We start from the raw sequence: 14857 nt of genomic DNA, 5'->3' as shown, positions 1-14857 counted from the left end.
AACGTCGAGCCCGGCCCCGCCGATCTCACCCGCGCGCAACGCCCGCGTCAGCGCGTTCTCGTCGATCACCTCGCCGCGCGAGGTGTTCACCACCACGGCCCCGGGCTTCATCAGCGCGATACGGCGGGCGTTGACAAGGTGATAGGTCGCGGGCGTGTGCGGGCAGTTGATCGACAACACGTCGCATTGGGCGATCATCTGGTCGAGGCTGGGCCACCACCGGGCACCCAGAGCGGTCTCGACCGCCTCAGGAAGCCGGTTTCGGTTGTTGTAGCCGATCTCCATGCCGAAGGCCGCCGCGCGCCGCGCCACCGCCTGCCCGATCCGGCCCATCCCGAGAATCCCCAACCTGCGCCCTGCGATGCGTCCGCCGAGCAGAAGATCCGGTGACCAGCCTTCCCACTGGTTCGATTGCAGCAAGGCGAAGGCCTCGGGTAGCCGCCGTGTCACCGCGAGGATCAGGACCATGGCCACATCGGCGGTGTCCTCGGTGGCCACATCAGGCGTGTTGGTCACCGCGATACCGCGCCGCGCGGCTGCCGCGACATCAAGATGGTCAACGCCTGCGCCGAAATTGGCAAGCAGCCGCAGTCCGGTCCCGGCGGCGACGAGCCGGTCCGCGTCGATCCGGTCCGACAGCGTGGTGATGAGTACCTCCGCCGTACCCAGAGCCGTATCGAGCGCCTCGCGCGACAGCGGCGCTTCGGCAGGGCCGGGCACGAAATCGAACATCGCCGCCAGCCGCGCCTCCACCGGCTCGGGCAGGCGTCGCGTCGCGATCACACGAAGGCGTTTCTCCGCCACACCGCACTCCCTTGCGCTTTTCCCCGCCATGGCATCGTGACAGAGTGCCGGGACCGGGCGCGCGACGCAAGAACGCGCCCCTCGCGTACCCCATGGGCATGGCATCGAGACCGGACGGACACAGCTCGGATGATGAATATCGGACCAATCGCGGCGCTTTTGATGGCGGCCTTGGCGCTGCCTGCGCAGGCGCAGGACGGCGAGGGACGTCCGAGGCTGCGCCCCGTGGGGCTCGGCAGCACTACCGCCGCACCGGCGGCAGAGCCCGCAGTGGTACCCGCCCCGGCAGCTGCGGCCCCCGCCCCTGCCCGGATCGCGCCCCGACAGGACGTCTCCCTGCCCGAGGGGCCGGTGCGTGGCCCCGAGACCAACCTGCCCTTGCCGCGATTCGTCTCGTTGTCGACCGACCGGGGCAATGTGCGGCGCGGACCGTCGCTGTCGCACCGTATCGATTGGGTGTTCCTGCGCCGGGACATGCCGCTTCAGGTCACCGCCGAATACGGCCACTGGCGCCGTGTCACCGACCGTGAGGGCGTGGGCGGCTGGATGCATTACGCGATGCTCTCGGGCGTGCGCACGGTAATCGTCGACGCCGAGGCGCTGCCGCTGCGCGCGAAACCGCAGGAGACCGCCACGATCGTCGCCCAACTCGAAGCCGGGGTGGTGGCGCGTCTGGGCGATTGCGAACCCGATTGGTGCGAGCTGAGCGCCGGGGGCTACAAGGGCTGGGCGCCCAAATCGCTGACGTGGGGCGTGGCCCCGGACGAGACCCGGGACTGATCCCGGTGGTACCGCGCGACACCGACGACCGGCTGAATCTCTCGGCCGGCATCGCCTCTGTTTCCGTGGCGCTGGTGCTGATCGCGGCCAAGCTCTGGGCGCTGTTCCAGACCGGCGCGCTGTCGGTGGCCGCGACCTTGGCGGATTCGGCGCTCGATCTGGTGATGTCCTTGGGCGCGCTGGCCGCCATCGCCTATGCCGCCCGTCCCGCCGATGACGACCATGCCTTCGGCCACAGCGCCGCCGAGGATCTGGCGGCATTGGGGCAATGCCTGTTCATCCTGATCTCGGCGGCGATGATCGCAGGGGCCGCGGCGCAGCGGCTGGCCTCGCCCGCCCCCGCTGCGATCGGCGCCGAAACCACGGGCATCGCAGTGATGGGGCTGTCGATCGCGCTCACCCTCGCGCTGGTCGGTTGGCAGCGCCATGTCGCGCGCTCCACCGGCAACCGCGTCGTCGCCGCTGATTCGCTGCATTACCTCGGCGATCTGGTCCCGGCCATCGGCGCCATCGGCGCGCTCTGGGCCTCGCGCCGCTTCGACCTTGCTTGGATCGATCCCGCCGTGGCCATCGGGGCCGCGCTCCTCATGGCGCAAGGGGCCTTGCGGATCGGGCGCGACGCGTGGGACGCCCTGATGGACCGCGCGGTCGATGCCGAGACCGTTGCCGGGATCGAAGCCATCGCCCGCGGCTTTCCCGGTGTGCATGGCCATCATGACCTGCGCACCCGCCGCTCGGGGGGGCGCGTCTTCATCAACCTGCACATCGAGCTCGATGGATCACAGAGTCTGACGCAGGCGCATGACATCGGCGCGGCGCTCAAGCGCGCAATACTGGAGCATTACCCTCGCGCCGACGTGATCATCCACAAGGACCCGGTCCGGCCTCAGTAGCTCGAAGGCGGGTCCGAGGCGGGAAAGCTCTCGTCCACGGTCTCGTCCTGCAGGTCCCAGCGGCGGGGCGGGTCCCGCATTTCTTCGCGTCCGGCCTGCCGCACCGGGCCGTCATCATGCGCGAAGCTGCGCCCGAGCGCGCCTGCGGCTGCATGCGATCCATGCCCGCCTGCACTGCGTCTCGCATCTCGTGGCGATAACGGCGGGCCAGCCAGAGCGCACCGCCAAGGAGCGCCAGCGTCGTCAGGGCACCCGGCCCGCGGCTCTGTCGATGTCTCATGATAATGGTCCCAAGCTGTGTTTCAGGTCTCGAAATCGGAACGTGCGGCTCGGCGGCTCCGTTCCGCCCCGTGCGTTTGCAGACGCTGGCGCAGCGGTGCCGGGGGAACAGCGCGGGGGCAAGCGACGTTGGCCCCTCACAGATAACCCTGCCCATTGACCCACGCCCGGAGGCCGCCCCATGACCGTGACGATCGAAACCCTCGAAGGCCGCCTTCTGGCCCAGCGCAAGGTGCTCGCCCGTCTGGTGGCCACCCTCGAAGGCCCGGCGGGCGACGACCTGCGCGAATATGTCCGCGACCGCAGCCACATGAGCGGCCACGAGGAAGACCCCGGAGCCGTCCCTGGCGAAGGCCTGTCGATCGAGGGCGCTCTCGCCGACGAGATGCACCACATCTCCGAAGCCGCCGAGGCCCATCGCAAGGCGACCTGAACAGGATAAGCTTCGCGGAAAACAACCAAGGGGGCGCGGTGATCCGCGCCCCCTTGTCCATGAACTAGACGATCCGTGAAGAGATCAGTCCCAGAAGCCTTCATCGACGCCTTCAAGCTGTTCGAGCTGCTCTTCGTTCATGCGCGTGACGATGGCATAGCTGCGATCATCGACAGCAACGAGCCGCACGTCGCCGGTGGCCAGCATCACATGCTTGTCAGCAATGTCGAGAAAGCCGCCGACTTCGGCCACGACGCCGATCATCTGGCCGTCGCGCGACAGGATCACGTCTTCGATCTCGCCGATCTCGTTCCAGTCCGGACCAAGCGCGTCATAGGTGCCGACCGTGTCCCAGCCTTCGTCGTCGGCCTCGTTGGTGGTGTAGATCGCACCGCCGGTGATGTCGCGGGTGCGAATGAGTTCGCCCTGCATGCCAGCCATGTCGGCGCTCGTCATGGTCGAGAAATCGGTCATGGCATGGGTTTCGGCCAAGGCACCGGTGGCGCCGATGCTGAGAGCGAGAGCGCTTGCAGTAAGCAGTTTCATCTTCGTGTTCCTTCTCATCATTCGATGTTGCCTCACCAACGGGCCCGTCCAGCCAAAGTTCCTATATCCCCTTGCCGAGCGCGGTCTGGATGCTCAGGCGGCGAGTCCCCGCCCCCTGAGCAGCGCCGCGACATCCGGCGTCGAGCCGCGGAACCGCTCATAGAGCACGCCCGCCTCTTCCGAGCCGCCCCGCGACAGCACATGTTCTTCCAACCGGGCGGCGGTCTCGGGGTCGAACGCGTCGCCGGTCTCTCGGAACGCCTCGAAGGCGTCGGCATCCATCATCTCGGACCACAGGTAGCTGTAATAGCCCGCCGCGTAGCCGTCGCCCGAGAAGACATGCGCGAAATGCGGTGTCGCATGGCGCATGGCGATGGCGCGCGGCATGCCGATCTCTTCCAGCACCTCGGCCTGCCGCTGCATCGGATCGGCGGGTGCTGTGCCGCAGTGGAATTCCAGATCGACGATGGCCGAAGCGGTCTGCTCGACCGTGGCGAAGCCCTGATCGAAATTGGCGGCGGCCAGCATCCTGTCCATCAGCGCCTCGGGCATCGGCTCACCGGTCTCGGCATGGGTGGCGAACTCGCGCAGCACTTCGGGCACTTCGAGCCAGTGTTCGAAGAGCTGGCTCGGCAGCTCCACGAAATCGCGCGCGACCGAGGTGCCGAGATGCTCTCATAGGTCACGTCCGAGAGCATTTGGTGCAGCGCATGGCCGAACTCGTGAAACAACGTGCGCGCATCGTCGAAGGACAAGAGCGCGGGCTCGCCTGCGTCCGGCTTGGCAAAATTACAGACGTTGAGCACGAGGGGCCGCACGTCGCGCCCCGCCATTCGATGCTGGTCGCGCATCGTTGTGCACCAAGCGCCCGAGCGTTTGGAGGGCCGGGCGAACCAGTCGCCGACAAAGACGGCGAGGTGTTCGCCGCGCCGCGTGATCTCGAAGGTTCGGGCGTCCGGGTGATAGGCCGGGGCCTCGATCTCGCGTGCCTCGATGCCAAAAAGGCGGTGCGCCACCGAAAAGGCCGCCTCGATCATCCGGTCGAGCTGCAGATAGGGCTTGAGCGTGCCGTCATCGATCTCATGCTCGGCGCGGCGGCGTCCCTCGGCATAGTAGCGCCAATCCCAAGGCTCGAGCGGGCCCTCATGCCCATCGGCGTGCAGCATGTCGGCATAGATCGCGGCATCGGCTTCGGCGGCCGCGCGCGCGGGCGTCCAGACGGCATGCAGCAGCTCGCGCACTGCCTGCGGGCTGCCCGCCATCTCGGTCTCGAGCTTCCACGAAGCATAGTCATCATGGCCCAGGAGCTTCGCGCGCTCCTCGCGCAGCTTGAGGGTTTCGGCGGCGATGGCCCGGTTGTCGGTCTCGCCGCCATTCATGCCGCGCGCGCCCCAAGCCTCGAAGGCCCTTCTGCGCAGCTCGCGGTTCGGCGAATACTGCAGGAACGGCACCACGAGCGACCGCGAGAGGGTGATCACCGCGCCCTTGTCCCCACCCGCCGCCTTGGCGGCCGAGCGCAGCCCGGCGGGCAGCTTCGCGAGCTCCTCCTCCGACAGCGGCATGGTCCATGCGGATTCGTCGGCCAGCAGGTTCTGCGAGAATTGCGTGCCCAAGACCGAGAGTCGCGTGCGGATCTCGGCCATGCGCACGGCCGCCTGCCCTTCGAGCTGCGCGCCCGCCCGCACGAAGCGGCGATGCGTCAGCATCAGCACCCGCGCCTCCTCCGGGCCGAGATCGAGCGTCTCGCGCGTCTGCCAGAGCGCATCGATGCGCTCGAACAGGGCTTGGTTGCCGATCACCCACGACATATGTGCCGATAGCATCGGCGCGAAGTCGCGTTGCAGGGCCTGAAGCGCGGGCGTGCTGTCGGCGCTCGCCACGGCATAAAAGGCCGAGAGCACCCGGCCCAGCGCCTCGTCCGACATCTCGAGCGCCGCGACGGTGTTGTCGAAGTTCGGCGCCTCGGGGTTGGCGGCGATGGTCTCGACGGCGGCGCGGGCCTCGGCCAGTGCCGCTTCGGTAGCGGGCATCCAATCGCCAACCGCGATACGGTCGAAGGGCGGCAGGCCGAAGGGCGTGTCCCAAGTCTCCAAGAAGGGGTTGGTCATGCGGGTCTCCTTTGGAGGGAAACCTATGGGCGCGCGGCCCCCGCTTCCAGCCCCCGACCGCCGCAGACCGCACAACCCGCGCGGGGCCGGACCGCGATGGTGCGGCTGTCGGCATAAAGCACGTCGAAGATCATCAGCCGCCCGGCGAGCGTTTCGCCCGCGCCGGCGATCCTCTTGACCGCCTCGGCCGCCATCATCGCGCCAATGATGCCGGGCAATGGCGACACAACCCCCGCCTCGGCGCAGGAGGGGATGAGCGACGCATCGGGCCGCTGAGGAAAGACGCAGGCCCAGCAAGGCGTGCCGCGGGCGAGATCATAGAGCGATATCTGCCCTTCCCACTGGGTCAGGGCCGCGGCGACAAGCGGCTTGCCGGTCGCGACGGCGGCGGCGTTGACGACCTCGCGCGTGGCGAAGTTGTCGGTGCCATCGAGGATCAGGTCGTAATCGCTGAACAGCTCTTGGGCGATCTCGGAGGTCAGCCGCCGCGCATAGGGCCGGATCTCGACATGCGGGTTCTGGGCGCGTAGCTTTTCGGCGGCGGCGTGGACTTTGGGCCTGCCAATCTGCGCCTCGTCGAACAGCACCTGCCGCCCGAGATTGCTCAGATCGACCGCGTCATCGTCGATGACACCGATGGTGCCGACGCCCGAGGCCGCGAGATAGGTCAGCGCCGGACAGCCCAAGCCCCCCGCCCCGACGACCAGCACGCGTGCGCGCCTGAGCGCCCCCTGCCCCGGCCCGCCGATCTCGCGCAGGGTGATGTGGCGGGCATAGCGGGTCAGCTCGGTCTCGGAGAACCCCTTGCGCGGCACTGGCGCTTCGGCGGGGGCGGCGCGGGCCTTGAGCATGCGCAACCCCCGCCCATAGCCCCAGACCAGCGCCCCACCCGCGAGGATCAGCAGCCAGAACGCCGCCTCACCGCCAGTGGCCATGCGCAGCGGATGGCCATCGGGGAGGAGCAGATGCGCGGCGATCACCCCGGTCATCAACAGCCCGATCATGTAGAGCCGCGCCTGCCGGGGCGCGCCGGTAAGCGCGCCGATGCCCCAGAGCGTTGCGATCATCACGCCGACGAGGATCACGCGAGGCCCCCGGTCGAACCAAAGCCGCCCGCGCCCCGCGCCGTGTCATCGAGATCGTCGACCATCTCGAAATCCGCCCTCACCACCGGTGCCAACACCGCCTGTGCGATGCGCATGCCGTGGGTGACGGTGAAGGCCTCTTGCCCCGCGTTCAGGATGATGACCCCGAGGGGGCCGCGATAGTCGCTGTCAATGGTGCCGGGGCTGTTGGGCAGGGTGATCCCATGCCTGAGCGCCAGCCCCGAGCGCGGGCGAAGCTGCAACTCAAACCCGTCAGGCACCGCGATGCGCAACCCCGTGGGGACCAGCACCCGCGCTCCGGGCGTGAGGTGAAGGCCGCTTTCACGATCGCTCGGGTCGAGATTGGCCACGAGGTCGGCCCCGGCGGCTCCCGTCGTCTGATAGGTCGGCAGCGGCAGGGCGCGATCCGCCGTTTCGGTCCAGCACAGCTTCAACCCGATGCGCGATCCCATGGTCACCAATCCTCAAACACGCCCGCCGGAGGCGGTCCTGCCCCCGGCCGCCAACGCCTCGGCCACCCGCTTGGCAAGCCGTTCGGCCACCGCCCGCTTGGCCATGCGCGGCCAATCCTCGGCGCCCTCTTCGGTGATCAACGTCACCGCGTTCTCCGTGCCACCCATGATCCCGGTGCCGGGCGACACGTCATTGGCGACGATCCAGTCACAGCCCTTGCGCGCACGCTTGGCCGTGGCATGGGCCACGACATCGTCGGTTTCGGCGGCAAAGCCCACGACCAGGTCGGGCCGTCCCACGGCCATCCCCGCCACCCGCGCGAGAATGTCGGGGTTCTCAGCCAGCGAGAGCCCCGGCAGTGCCCCGGCCTGTTTCTTGATCTTGCGACCGCTCGCCTGCGTCACGCGCCAGTCCGCCACGGCGGCGGCGAAGATCGCGGCGTCGGCGGGCAGTGCCGCCTTGACCGCGGCGAGCATTTCAGCGGCGGTCTCGACCGCGACGATTTCGGCCCCCTCGGGCGGCGGCGCGCTGGCCGGGCCGGTGACAAAGGTTACCCGCGCGCCCAATCGCAGCAGGGCCGTGGCTATGGCCGCGCCCTGCGCCCCGGAAGAGCGATTGGCGATGTAGCGCACCGGATCGATCGGCTCGTGCGTGGGCCCGGAGGTGACGAGCACATGCCGCCCCGAAAGAGGCCGATCGGCGGGCAAAAGGGCGGCTTCGATCGCGGCGAGGATCGCGGCGGGTTCGGACATCCGTCCGGGTCCGTATTCACCACAAGCCATCTCGCCCTCATCCGGCCCGACCACGGCGATGCCATCGGCCTTCAGCGTGGCGAGATTGCGCCGGGTTGCGGGGTGGTCCCACATGCGCACGTTCATCGCAGGCGCGATGAGCACCGGCGTATCGGTGGCCAGAAGCAGCGTCGAAGCGAGATCCGAGGCGCGGCCCTGCGCCATCTTGGCCATCATATCGGCGGTCGCGGGGGCCACGACCACGAGGTCGGCCACGCGCGACAATCGGATATGGCCCATCTCGGCCTCGGAGGTGAGATCGAACAGCGCCTCGTGCACCTTTTTGCCCGCGAGCGCGGAGACCGAGAGCGGCGTCACGAACTGCCCCGCGCTTTCGGTCATCACCGGTGTCACCTTGTGACCCGCCTTCGACAGCTGCCGGATCAACTCCAGCGACTTGTAGGCCGCGATGCCGCCGCCGATGATCAGGAGGATATGCGACATGGCTGCGCCCCGCGGTCAATGCGGGGCGACCCTAGGGCTTTGGCGCGTCAGGGGCAATCGGCGGCTCAGCCGAAGAAACCGCGGACCTCGCGCGATTGGGTCTCCAAGCTGCGGCGCATCTTGCCGAAAGCTGCGGCCTCAAGCTGGCGCACCCGCTCCTTCGACAGACCGAGCTCGTCGCCGAGGCTTTCGAGCGTGCGCGGCGCGTCGCGCAGCTTGCGCTCGCGCACGATGAACTGCTCGCGTGCATTAAGCGCCGAAAGTGCGCTCAGGAGCCATTGCCGCAGCATGTCGGTGTCATGGCTGTTCTGCACGAGTTCGGCAGCCTGCTCTCCGTCATCGACCAGCGCCTCGATCCACTCGCGCCCCTCATCCTCCGCCGACTGGGTGGCGTTGAGCGAGAAATCCGACCCCGAGAGCCGTCCCTCCATCATCTCCACATCGGCGAGCGGCACGCCCACCTCCTTGGCGATCATCTTGCGCAGCGTCGCGCCGTCAAGCTCGCGGCCTTCGGCAGCGGCCTCGCGTTCGATTCGGGCCTGCACCCGGCGCATGTTGAAGAACAGCGATTTCTGAGAGGAAGTGGAGCCAGTGCGCACCATCGACCAGTTGCGCATCACGTAGTCCTGGATCGACGCCTTGATCCACCAGACCGCATAGGTCGAGAAACGCACGCCGCGATCCGGGTCGAACTTGTCGGCCGCCTTCATGAGACCGAGGGAGGCTTCCTGAATGAGATCATTCATCGGCGCACCGTAGCGGCGAAACTTCGACGCCATCGAAATCGCGAGCCGCATGTAGGCCGTGATAAGCCGATGCAGCGATTTCTCGCAACGCTGATCGCGCCAAGCATAGGCGAGCCGCAACTCGGTCTCGGCATCCAAGAGCTCCGCCCGCATCGCGTTGCGGGTCATCGATTGGTCCGCAAATCCGTCAAAAGCCATGTCATCGTCCCCGGACATTTAAGGGTCGGTGCGCTTGCCATGGCCGGGCGGCCTGCTAGTCACCTTGCTGCACCCTTAACGCGGTCCCCTCGCAGAAAGTTTCCCGCATGGCCTTGCAGAAATTGACACTGGTTCTAGGCGGGGCGGCTTCGGGCAAGTCGGACATTGCCGAAAGCCTTGTGCGGCAGGCGGGCGGAGAGGCGGTTTATATAGCCACGGCACAGCCCTTCGACGCAGAGATGCGCGAAAAGATCGACCGGCACCGGGTCTCGCGCGGTCCCGGTTGGCGCACGGTCGAGGCGCCGCTCGACCCAGCCTCGGCCATTTCCGGCCTTCAGGTGGGCGAGATCGCGCTGCTCGATTGCGCGACCTTGTGGCTGTCGAACCTGCTGCTGTCCGAGGCCGACCTCATGGCTGAGGAGACGCGGCTGTTCGCGGCTTTCTCGGACTGCCGCGCCCTGCTGGTCGTGGTCTCGAACGAGGTCGGGGCCGGGATCGTGCCCGACAACGCCCTGGCGCGGCGGTTCCGCGCGGCGCAGGGCGGGTTCAACCGCCGCCTCGCCGCCCGTGCCAATACCGTGATCGGCGTGATGGCCGGGCTGCCCTTCGCGCTCAAGGGCGCGATGCCATGAGCGCGCTGTGGCTCATCCGGCACGGGCCGACCCATGCCGAGGGCATGTGCGGCTGGTCCGACCTGCCCGCCGATCTGTCCGACACCGCTGCCATTGCGCGTCTTGCCGCCACGCTGCCCACCGCCCCGGTGATGTCTTCGGACCTTGATCGCGCCGTGCGGACGGCGGATGCCGTGGCCGGGAACCGCCCGCGCCTGCCGCATGATCCGGATCTGCGCGAGATCCATTTCGGGGCGTGGGAACTGCGCCGCCATGATGAGGTCGAGGCCGAAGCCCCCGATTTGATCCGCGCGTTCTGGGACCGCCCCGGCGACGTGGCTCCGCCCGGCGGAGAAAGCTGGAACGCCCTGCGCAGCCGTTGCGACGCCGCCATTGACCATGCTTGGACCGGGGGCGATCTGATCGTGGTCGCGCATTTCGGGGTGATCCTGACACAGCTTCAGCGCGCCTTGGGCTGCGATGCGCACGAAGTCTTCGCCCACAGGATCGAGCCGCTGTCCCTCACTCGCATCGAAACCGGCACAGAGGGTTGGCGCGCCGTCGAGATCAACCGCCTGCCCTGAGCCGTTAACCGATCCTAAACCATTCGCGCTTCAGCCTTTCGGTCAGGACAGGGAGCACGGACATGGTGGCGCGGGCCTACACGGTCGCTTCGAAGGCGTGGAGGCCCGGCTGGTCGAGGTGCAATGTGCCGTGACGGCCGGGATGCCGGGCTTCACCATCGTCGGCCTGCCCGACAAGGCGGTGAGCGAGGCGCGAGAGAGGGTGCGCGCGGCGCTCTCGGCCCTTTCCATCGCGCTGCCGTCCAAGAAGGTGACGGTGAACCTGTCGCCCGCCGACCTGCCGAAGGAGGGCTCGCATTTCGACTTGCCGATCGCGCTGGCGCTGCTCGCCGCGATCGAGGTGCTGCCCGAGGAAGACATCGCCGCCACCGTCGCCTTGGGCGAACTGTCGCTCTCGGGTGATCTGGTGCCGGTCATCGGCGCGCTGCCCGCCGCCATGGCCGCCGCCGAGGAAGGACGCCGCCTGCTCTGCCCCGCCACCTGCGGCGCCGAGGCCGCTTGGGTCGAAGCGGTGGAGGTGATCGCGGCCCCGTCGCTCGCCCGCGCGATCCGGCACTTCACCGGGCAACAGATCATCGAGCCCGCGCAGGCGGGGCTGACCGCCTCGGGCCCCGCACCGCGCGACCTGCGAGACGTCAAGGGACAGGAGCGCGCCAAGCGGGCGCTCGAGATCGCCGCGGCGGGGCGGCACCACCTGCTGCTGGTCGGCACGCCCGGTTCGGGCAAATCGATGCTGGCCGCGCGCCTTCCCGGCCTCCTGCCGCCGCTCTCGCCGGTCGAGGCGCTGGAAACATCGATGATCCATTCGGTCTCGGGGCTTCTCACGGAGGGGGGCATCAGCCGCGCGCGGCCCTTTCGCGAGCCGCACCACACTGCGTCGATCGCCGCCATCGCGGGCGGCGGCCGCGGCGCCAAGCCGGGCGAGATCAGCCTCGCGCATAACGGCGTGCTGTTCATGGACGAGCTGCCCGAGTTTCCGCGCACCGTGCTGGAAACCCTGCGCCAGCCGATCGAGACCGGCGAGGTAGTGGTCGCCCGCGCCAATGCGCATCTGCGCTATCCCTGCCGGTTCCTGCTGATCGCCGCCGCCAACCCCTGCCGCTGCGGCTATCTTTCGGACCCTGCTCGCGCCTGCGCCCGCGCGCCCGGCTGCGGCGAAGACTATCTCGGGCGCATCTCGGGTCCGTTGATGGACCGCATCGATTTGCGGGTCGAAGTGCCGCCCGTCGCCTTCACCGATCTCGACCTGCCCGAGCCGCCAGAGGGATCGAGGGAGGTGGCGCTGCGCGTCGCCGCGGCGCGCGAGATCCAGACGGCGCGCTTTGCCGAGACCGACGCGCGGGTCAACGCCGATGCCGAGGGGCGGCTTCTGGAGGAGGTGGCGGCCCCCGACGCGGAGGGGCGCGCATTGCTGCTGCGCGTGGCCGAGCGGTTCGGCCTGTCGGCGCGCGGCTACCACCGCGTGCTGCGGGTGGCGCGGACCATCGCCGATCTCGATGGATCGGGATCGGTCCGCCGCGGTCACGTGGCCGAAGCGGTAGGTTACCGCCTTGCGCTGGGGCGGGAAGCCTAGAGCTTCGCCTCGATCGCTTCCCATATCCTGGCCGCGACGTTGATGCCGTCGAAGCGTTCGAGCTCCTGGATGCCGGTGGGCGAGGTGACGTTGATCTCGGTGAGCCAGTCGCCGATCACGTCGATGCCGACGAGGATCTGGCCCTTATCCCTGAGAAGCGGGCCAATCTTCGTGCAGATCTCGCGGTCGCGCGCTGTCAGCTCGACCTTTTCGGGACGGCCGCCGACATGCATGTTCGAACGGGTCTCGCCCTTGGCGGGCACCCGGTTGATCGCGCCGACCGGCTCGCCATCAACGAGCAGCACACGCTTGTCGCCACGGGTCACGTCGGGCAGGAACTTCTGCACGATCAAAGGCTCGCGGTTGATGCCCGAGAACATCTCGTGCAGCGAGGCGAGGTTGCCGTCCTGACTATGCAGCTTGAACACCCCTGCTCCGCCATTGCCGTAGAGCGGCTTGAGGATGATGTCGCCATGCCTGTCGCGGAAGGCCCGCAGCGTCGTCAGATCGCGGGCGATGGCGGTCGGCGGCGTCAGGTCAGGGAAGGTCAGGACCAGCAGCTTTTCGGGGTAGTTGCGGACCCAGAAGGGGTCGTTCACCACCAGCGTTTTCGGATGGATCATGTCCAGCAGATGCGTGGTGGTGATGTAGCCCATGTCGAAGGGCGGGTCCTGGCGCAGCCAGACCACGTCGAAGGTCGAGAGATCGACCTCCTGTTCCGCGCCAAGGCTGTAATGATTGCCCTTCTCGCGGCGCAGCTCCAGCGGCCAGCCGCGCGCCGTCACCCGCCCTTCCTGAAAGGCGAGGCGGTCGGGGGTGTAGTAGAACAGCTCGTGACCGCGCGCCTGCGCCTCCTCGCCGATGCGAAAGGTGGTGTCGGCGTCGATGTTGACGCTTGCGATCGGGTCCATCTGGAGGGCGACCTTGAGGGCTTTCGGCATGGCGGCGATCTTTCGCTGGGGACGCGGTTCCCGATCCATGCCCGATGCGCGCGGTCTTCGCAATGCGCGGGACCTGCGCCCCGGCGCACAGGCCCTCTGGCGAAATCACCCGCCGTCGAAGGCGTTTTCGATGACGCGCACCGCACCGCGCCCGTCCACCAGCGCCAGATCGAAGCGCATCTCGGTCATCAGCCCGTCGGGGGCCTCGCCACAATAGGCTTCGGCGGAGCGGCAGATGCGATCCATCTGCCGACGGGTGAGATGGGCGATTGCGGCGTCAAAGCTGCGGCTCGCCTTGACCTCGACGAAGACAAGCCGCGCGCCTTCGCGGATGATCATGTCGACCTCGCCGCCCGGGCCGCGCCAGCGCCGCGCCTCGATGACATGTCCGTCCTGCGCATAATGGCGTGCGACGATGTCTTCGGCGGCAAGGCCCGTGTGGTACCCGCGCCTGCCCCGTTCGGCGCGAAGCGACGTCGCCTTTGGGGGCGTCTTGCACGTGGTGCTTGGCCGTACTTGCATTCCATGCTCCTCGCCTCGGAGCGTCACCGTGCCGCGTACCCCGCCAGAGAAACTCCGCGAATCCGGCGGATCGACGTCGAAGCCCAACTCAGGCTGAAGCGTCCCCTCACCGACTGGTGATGGGGGTTTCGGATTGGCTGCCATTCGGCAGGTCGGTTTCGCGGTTAGCGGTCGGCCGCCATCAAACCGCATCTCCATCTGCATCATCCGGCCCTTTTTCCAGCGCCAGTGCCGCCTGATAGACCTCGCGCCGCGGCAAGCCCAGTGCGCCAGCCACAACAGTTGCCGCGTCTTTCACACGCATGTTGCGCATCGCCTCGCGCAAGGCGGTTTCCAGATCGGCACCCGTGACCTCCTCGGTCTCGGCCCGCCCCACGAGAACGACCACCTCGCCCTTGAGCGTGCGCCCTTCGATCGCGTCACAGACCTCTGCCGCGGTGCCGCGGATCACCTCCTCGAACCGCTTGGTCAGTTCCCTGCACAGCGCCACGGGTCGTTCCCCACCCAGAACATCGCGCAAGGAGGCTAACAATTCGTGAACGCGCTTAGGGCTTTCGTAGAGCACCAGCGTGAAGGGCAGTGATCTCAGCGACGCGATTTCGGTTTCGCGTTGGGTCTTGGCGGGCGGCAGGAAGCCCGCGAAGGCGAAGCGGTCGCTCGGCAGACCCGAGACGGCGAGCGCCGCCAGCACGGCCGAGGCACCGGGGGCGGCCAGCACCTTGTGCCCCCCCGCGATTGCGGCGCGGCCCAGCGCATAGCCCGGATCGGCGACAAGCGGCGTACCGGCCTCGGAAACATAGGCGACCGATCCGCCGCGTTCGAGCACCGCAAGGATGCGCGCCCGGTCCTGCGCGCCGGAGTGATCGTGATAGGCGAGTAGAGGCCGACCATTGAGCGGAACGCCGTGGATTTCCATGAGCTTGCGAAGCGTGCGCGTGTCCTCGGCCGCCAGCGCGTCGGCACTGGCGAGAAGGTCGAGCGCACGCAGCGTGATATCGCGGGCGGTCCCGATCGGGGTCGCCACGAAGTGCAGCCCCGGTGCAAC

General features: G+C 68.2%; 15 protein-coding genes and 2 pseudogenes. 6 read left to right on the top strand and 11 right to left on the bottom strand.

Going from position 1 to position 14857, the window contains the following annotated elements; all coding sequences use genetic code 11:
- Positions 1-804: 2-hydroxyacid dehydrogenase (locus MBELCI_RS08215; RefSeq protein WP_045319874.1), on the bottom strand; the 804-nt coding region annotated here is incomplete at its 3' end.
- 162 nt (positions 805-966) lie between these two features.
- Between MBELCI_RS08215 and MBELCI_RS08210 the strand changes: the two genes are divergently transcribed.
- Together MBELCI_RS08210 and MBELCI_RS08205 are read left to right on the top strand one after the other, a co-directional pair.
- The gene (locus MBELCI_RS08210) at positions 967-1584 is read left to right on the top strand and encodes an SH3 domain-containing protein (protein ID WP_439645924.1); all 618 of its coding nucleotides are present in this window, start codon (positions 967-969) and stop codon (positions 1582-1584) included.
- 5 nt (positions 1585-1589) lie between these two features.
- On the top strand, positions 1590-2477 hold the full coding sequence (locus tag MBELCI_RS08205; protein ID WP_021693729.1) for a cation diffusion facilitator family transporter: 888 nt from the start codon (positions 1590-1592) through the stop codon (positions 2475-2477).
- On the opposite strand, the gene MBELCI_RS22930 is transcribed toward MBELCI_RS08205, so the two are convergent.
- Positions 2471-2692, bottom strand: coding sequence for a hypothetical protein (locus MBELCI_RS22930; RefSeq protein ID WP_439645923.1), 222 nt, complete (start codon positions 2690-2692; stop codon positions 2471-2473). The genes MBELCI_RS08205 and MBELCI_RS22930 overlap by 7 nt on opposite strands.
- Before the next feature lie 245 nt (positions 2693-2937).
- Here MBELCI_RS22930 and MBELCI_RS08200 point away from each other — a divergent pair, with 245 nt between their 5' ends.
- The gene (locus tag MBELCI_RS08200; RefSeq protein WP_021693728.1) at positions 2938-3189 is read left to right on the top strand and encodes a hypothetical protein; all 252 of its coding nucleotides are present in this window, start codon (positions 2938-2940) and stop codon (positions 3187-3189) included.
- An 84-nt stretch (positions 3190-3273) separates the two neighbouring features.
- Here the strand turns inward: MBELCI_RS08200 and MBELCI_RS08195 are convergent, their stop codons facing one another.
- The 6 genes and pseudogenes from MBELCI_RS08195 to MBELCI_RS08170 all read right to left on the bottom strand — a co-directional run bounded on the left by MBELCI_RS08195 (position 3274) and on the right by MBELCI_RS08170 (position 9581).
- Complete coding sequence (locus MBELCI_RS08195) at positions 3274-3735, bottom strand: PRC-barrel domain-containing protein (protein WP_021693727.1); 462 nt, start codon at positions 3733-3735, stop codon at positions 3274-3276.
- Positions 3736-3828: 93 nt separating this feature from the next.
- A pseudogene (locus MBELCI_RS08190) lies at positions 3829-5843 on the bottom strand (M3 family metallopeptidase).
- 23 nt (positions 5844-5866) lie between these two features.
- The gene (locus tag MBELCI_RS08185; protein WP_021693725.1) at positions 5867-6928 is read right to left on the bottom strand and encodes a HesA/MoeB/ThiF family protein; all 1062 of its coding nucleotides are present in this window, start codon (positions 6926-6928) and stop codon (positions 5867-5869) included.
- Positions 6925-7401, bottom strand: a complete 477-nt coding sequence (gene dut, locus MBELCI_RS08180) for a dUTP diphosphatase (protein ID WP_021693724.1) — start codon at positions 7399-7401, stop codon at positions 6925-6927. Before dut ends, MBELCI_RS08185 begins: the two co-directional genes overlap by 4 nt.
- A gap of 12 nt (positions 7402-7413) precedes the next feature.
- Positions 7414-8637, bottom strand: coding sequence for a bifunctional phosphopantothenoylcysteine decarboxylase/phosphopantothenate--cysteine ligase CoaBC (gene coaBC / locus MBELCI_RS08175; RefSeq protein ID WP_021693723.1), 1224 nt, complete (start codon positions 8635-8637; stop codon positions 7414-7416).
- A 65-nt stretch (positions 8638-8702) separates the two neighbouring features.
- A complete protein-coding gene (locus tag MBELCI_RS08170; RefSeq protein ID WP_021693722.1) occupies positions 8703-9581 on the bottom strand; it encodes an RNA polymerase factor sigma-32 in 879 nt (292 codons plus the stop codon).
- A gap of 107 nt (positions 9582-9688) precedes the next feature.
- Between MBELCI_RS08170 and cobU the strand changes: the two genes are divergently transcribed.
- From cobU to MBELCI_RS08155, 3 genes and pseudogenes are all read left to right on the top strand, one after another.
- On the top strand, positions 9689-10213 hold the full coding sequence (cobU, locus tag MBELCI_RS08165; RefSeq protein WP_021693721.1) for a bifunctional adenosylcobinamide kinase/adenosylcobinamide-phosphate guanylyltransferase: 525 nt from the start codon (positions 9689-9691) through the stop codon (positions 10211-10213).
- Positions 10210-10776, top strand: coding sequence for a histidine phosphatase family protein (locus MBELCI_RS08160; protein WP_021693720.1), 567 nt, complete (start codon positions 10210-10212; stop codon positions 10774-10776). The genes cobU and MBELCI_RS08160 overlap by 4 nt, the downstream gene beginning before the upstream one ends.
- Positions 10777-10838: 62 nt before the next feature.
- Positions 10839-12349 (top strand): annotated as a pseudogene (locus tag MBELCI_RS08155) (YifB family Mg chelatase-like AAA ATPase).
- Here the strand turns inward: MBELCI_RS08155 and gshB are convergent.
- The 3 genes from gshB to rsmI form a co-directional block, all read right to left on the bottom strand.
- A complete protein-coding gene (gshB, locus tag MBELCI_RS08150) occupies positions 12346-13290 on the bottom strand; it encodes a glutathione synthase (RefSeq protein WP_021693718.1) in 945 nt (314 codons plus the stop codon). The pseudogene MBELCI_RS08155 and the gene gshB sit on opposite strands and share 4 nt — an antisense overlap.
- Before the next feature lie 105 nt (positions 13291-13395).
- On the bottom strand, positions 13396-13812 hold the full coding sequence (locus tag MBELCI_RS08145; RefSeq protein ID WP_021693717.1) for a YraN family protein: 417 nt from the start codon (positions 13810-13812) through the stop codon (positions 13396-13398).
- A gap of 181 nt (positions 13813-13993) precedes the next feature.
- Positions 13994-14845, bottom strand: a complete 852-nt coding sequence (gene rsmI, locus MBELCI_RS08140) for a 16S rRNA (cytidine(1402)-2'-O)-methyltransferase (RefSeq protein ID WP_110546405.1) — start codon at positions 14843-14845, stop codon at positions 13994-13996.
- Between the last annotated feature and the right edge of the window lie 12 nt (positions 14846-14857).

It is taken from the genome of Limimaricola cinnabarinus LL-001 (genome assembly GCF_000466965.1).
GTDB classification, from domain to species: Bacteria; Pseudomonadota; Alphaproteobacteria; order Rhodobacterales; family Rhodobacteraceae; genus Limimaricola; species Limimaricola cinnabarinus.
Note: the sequence above shows the minus strand (reverse complement) of the source record. Positions and strands in the feature narration are given on the sequence as shown.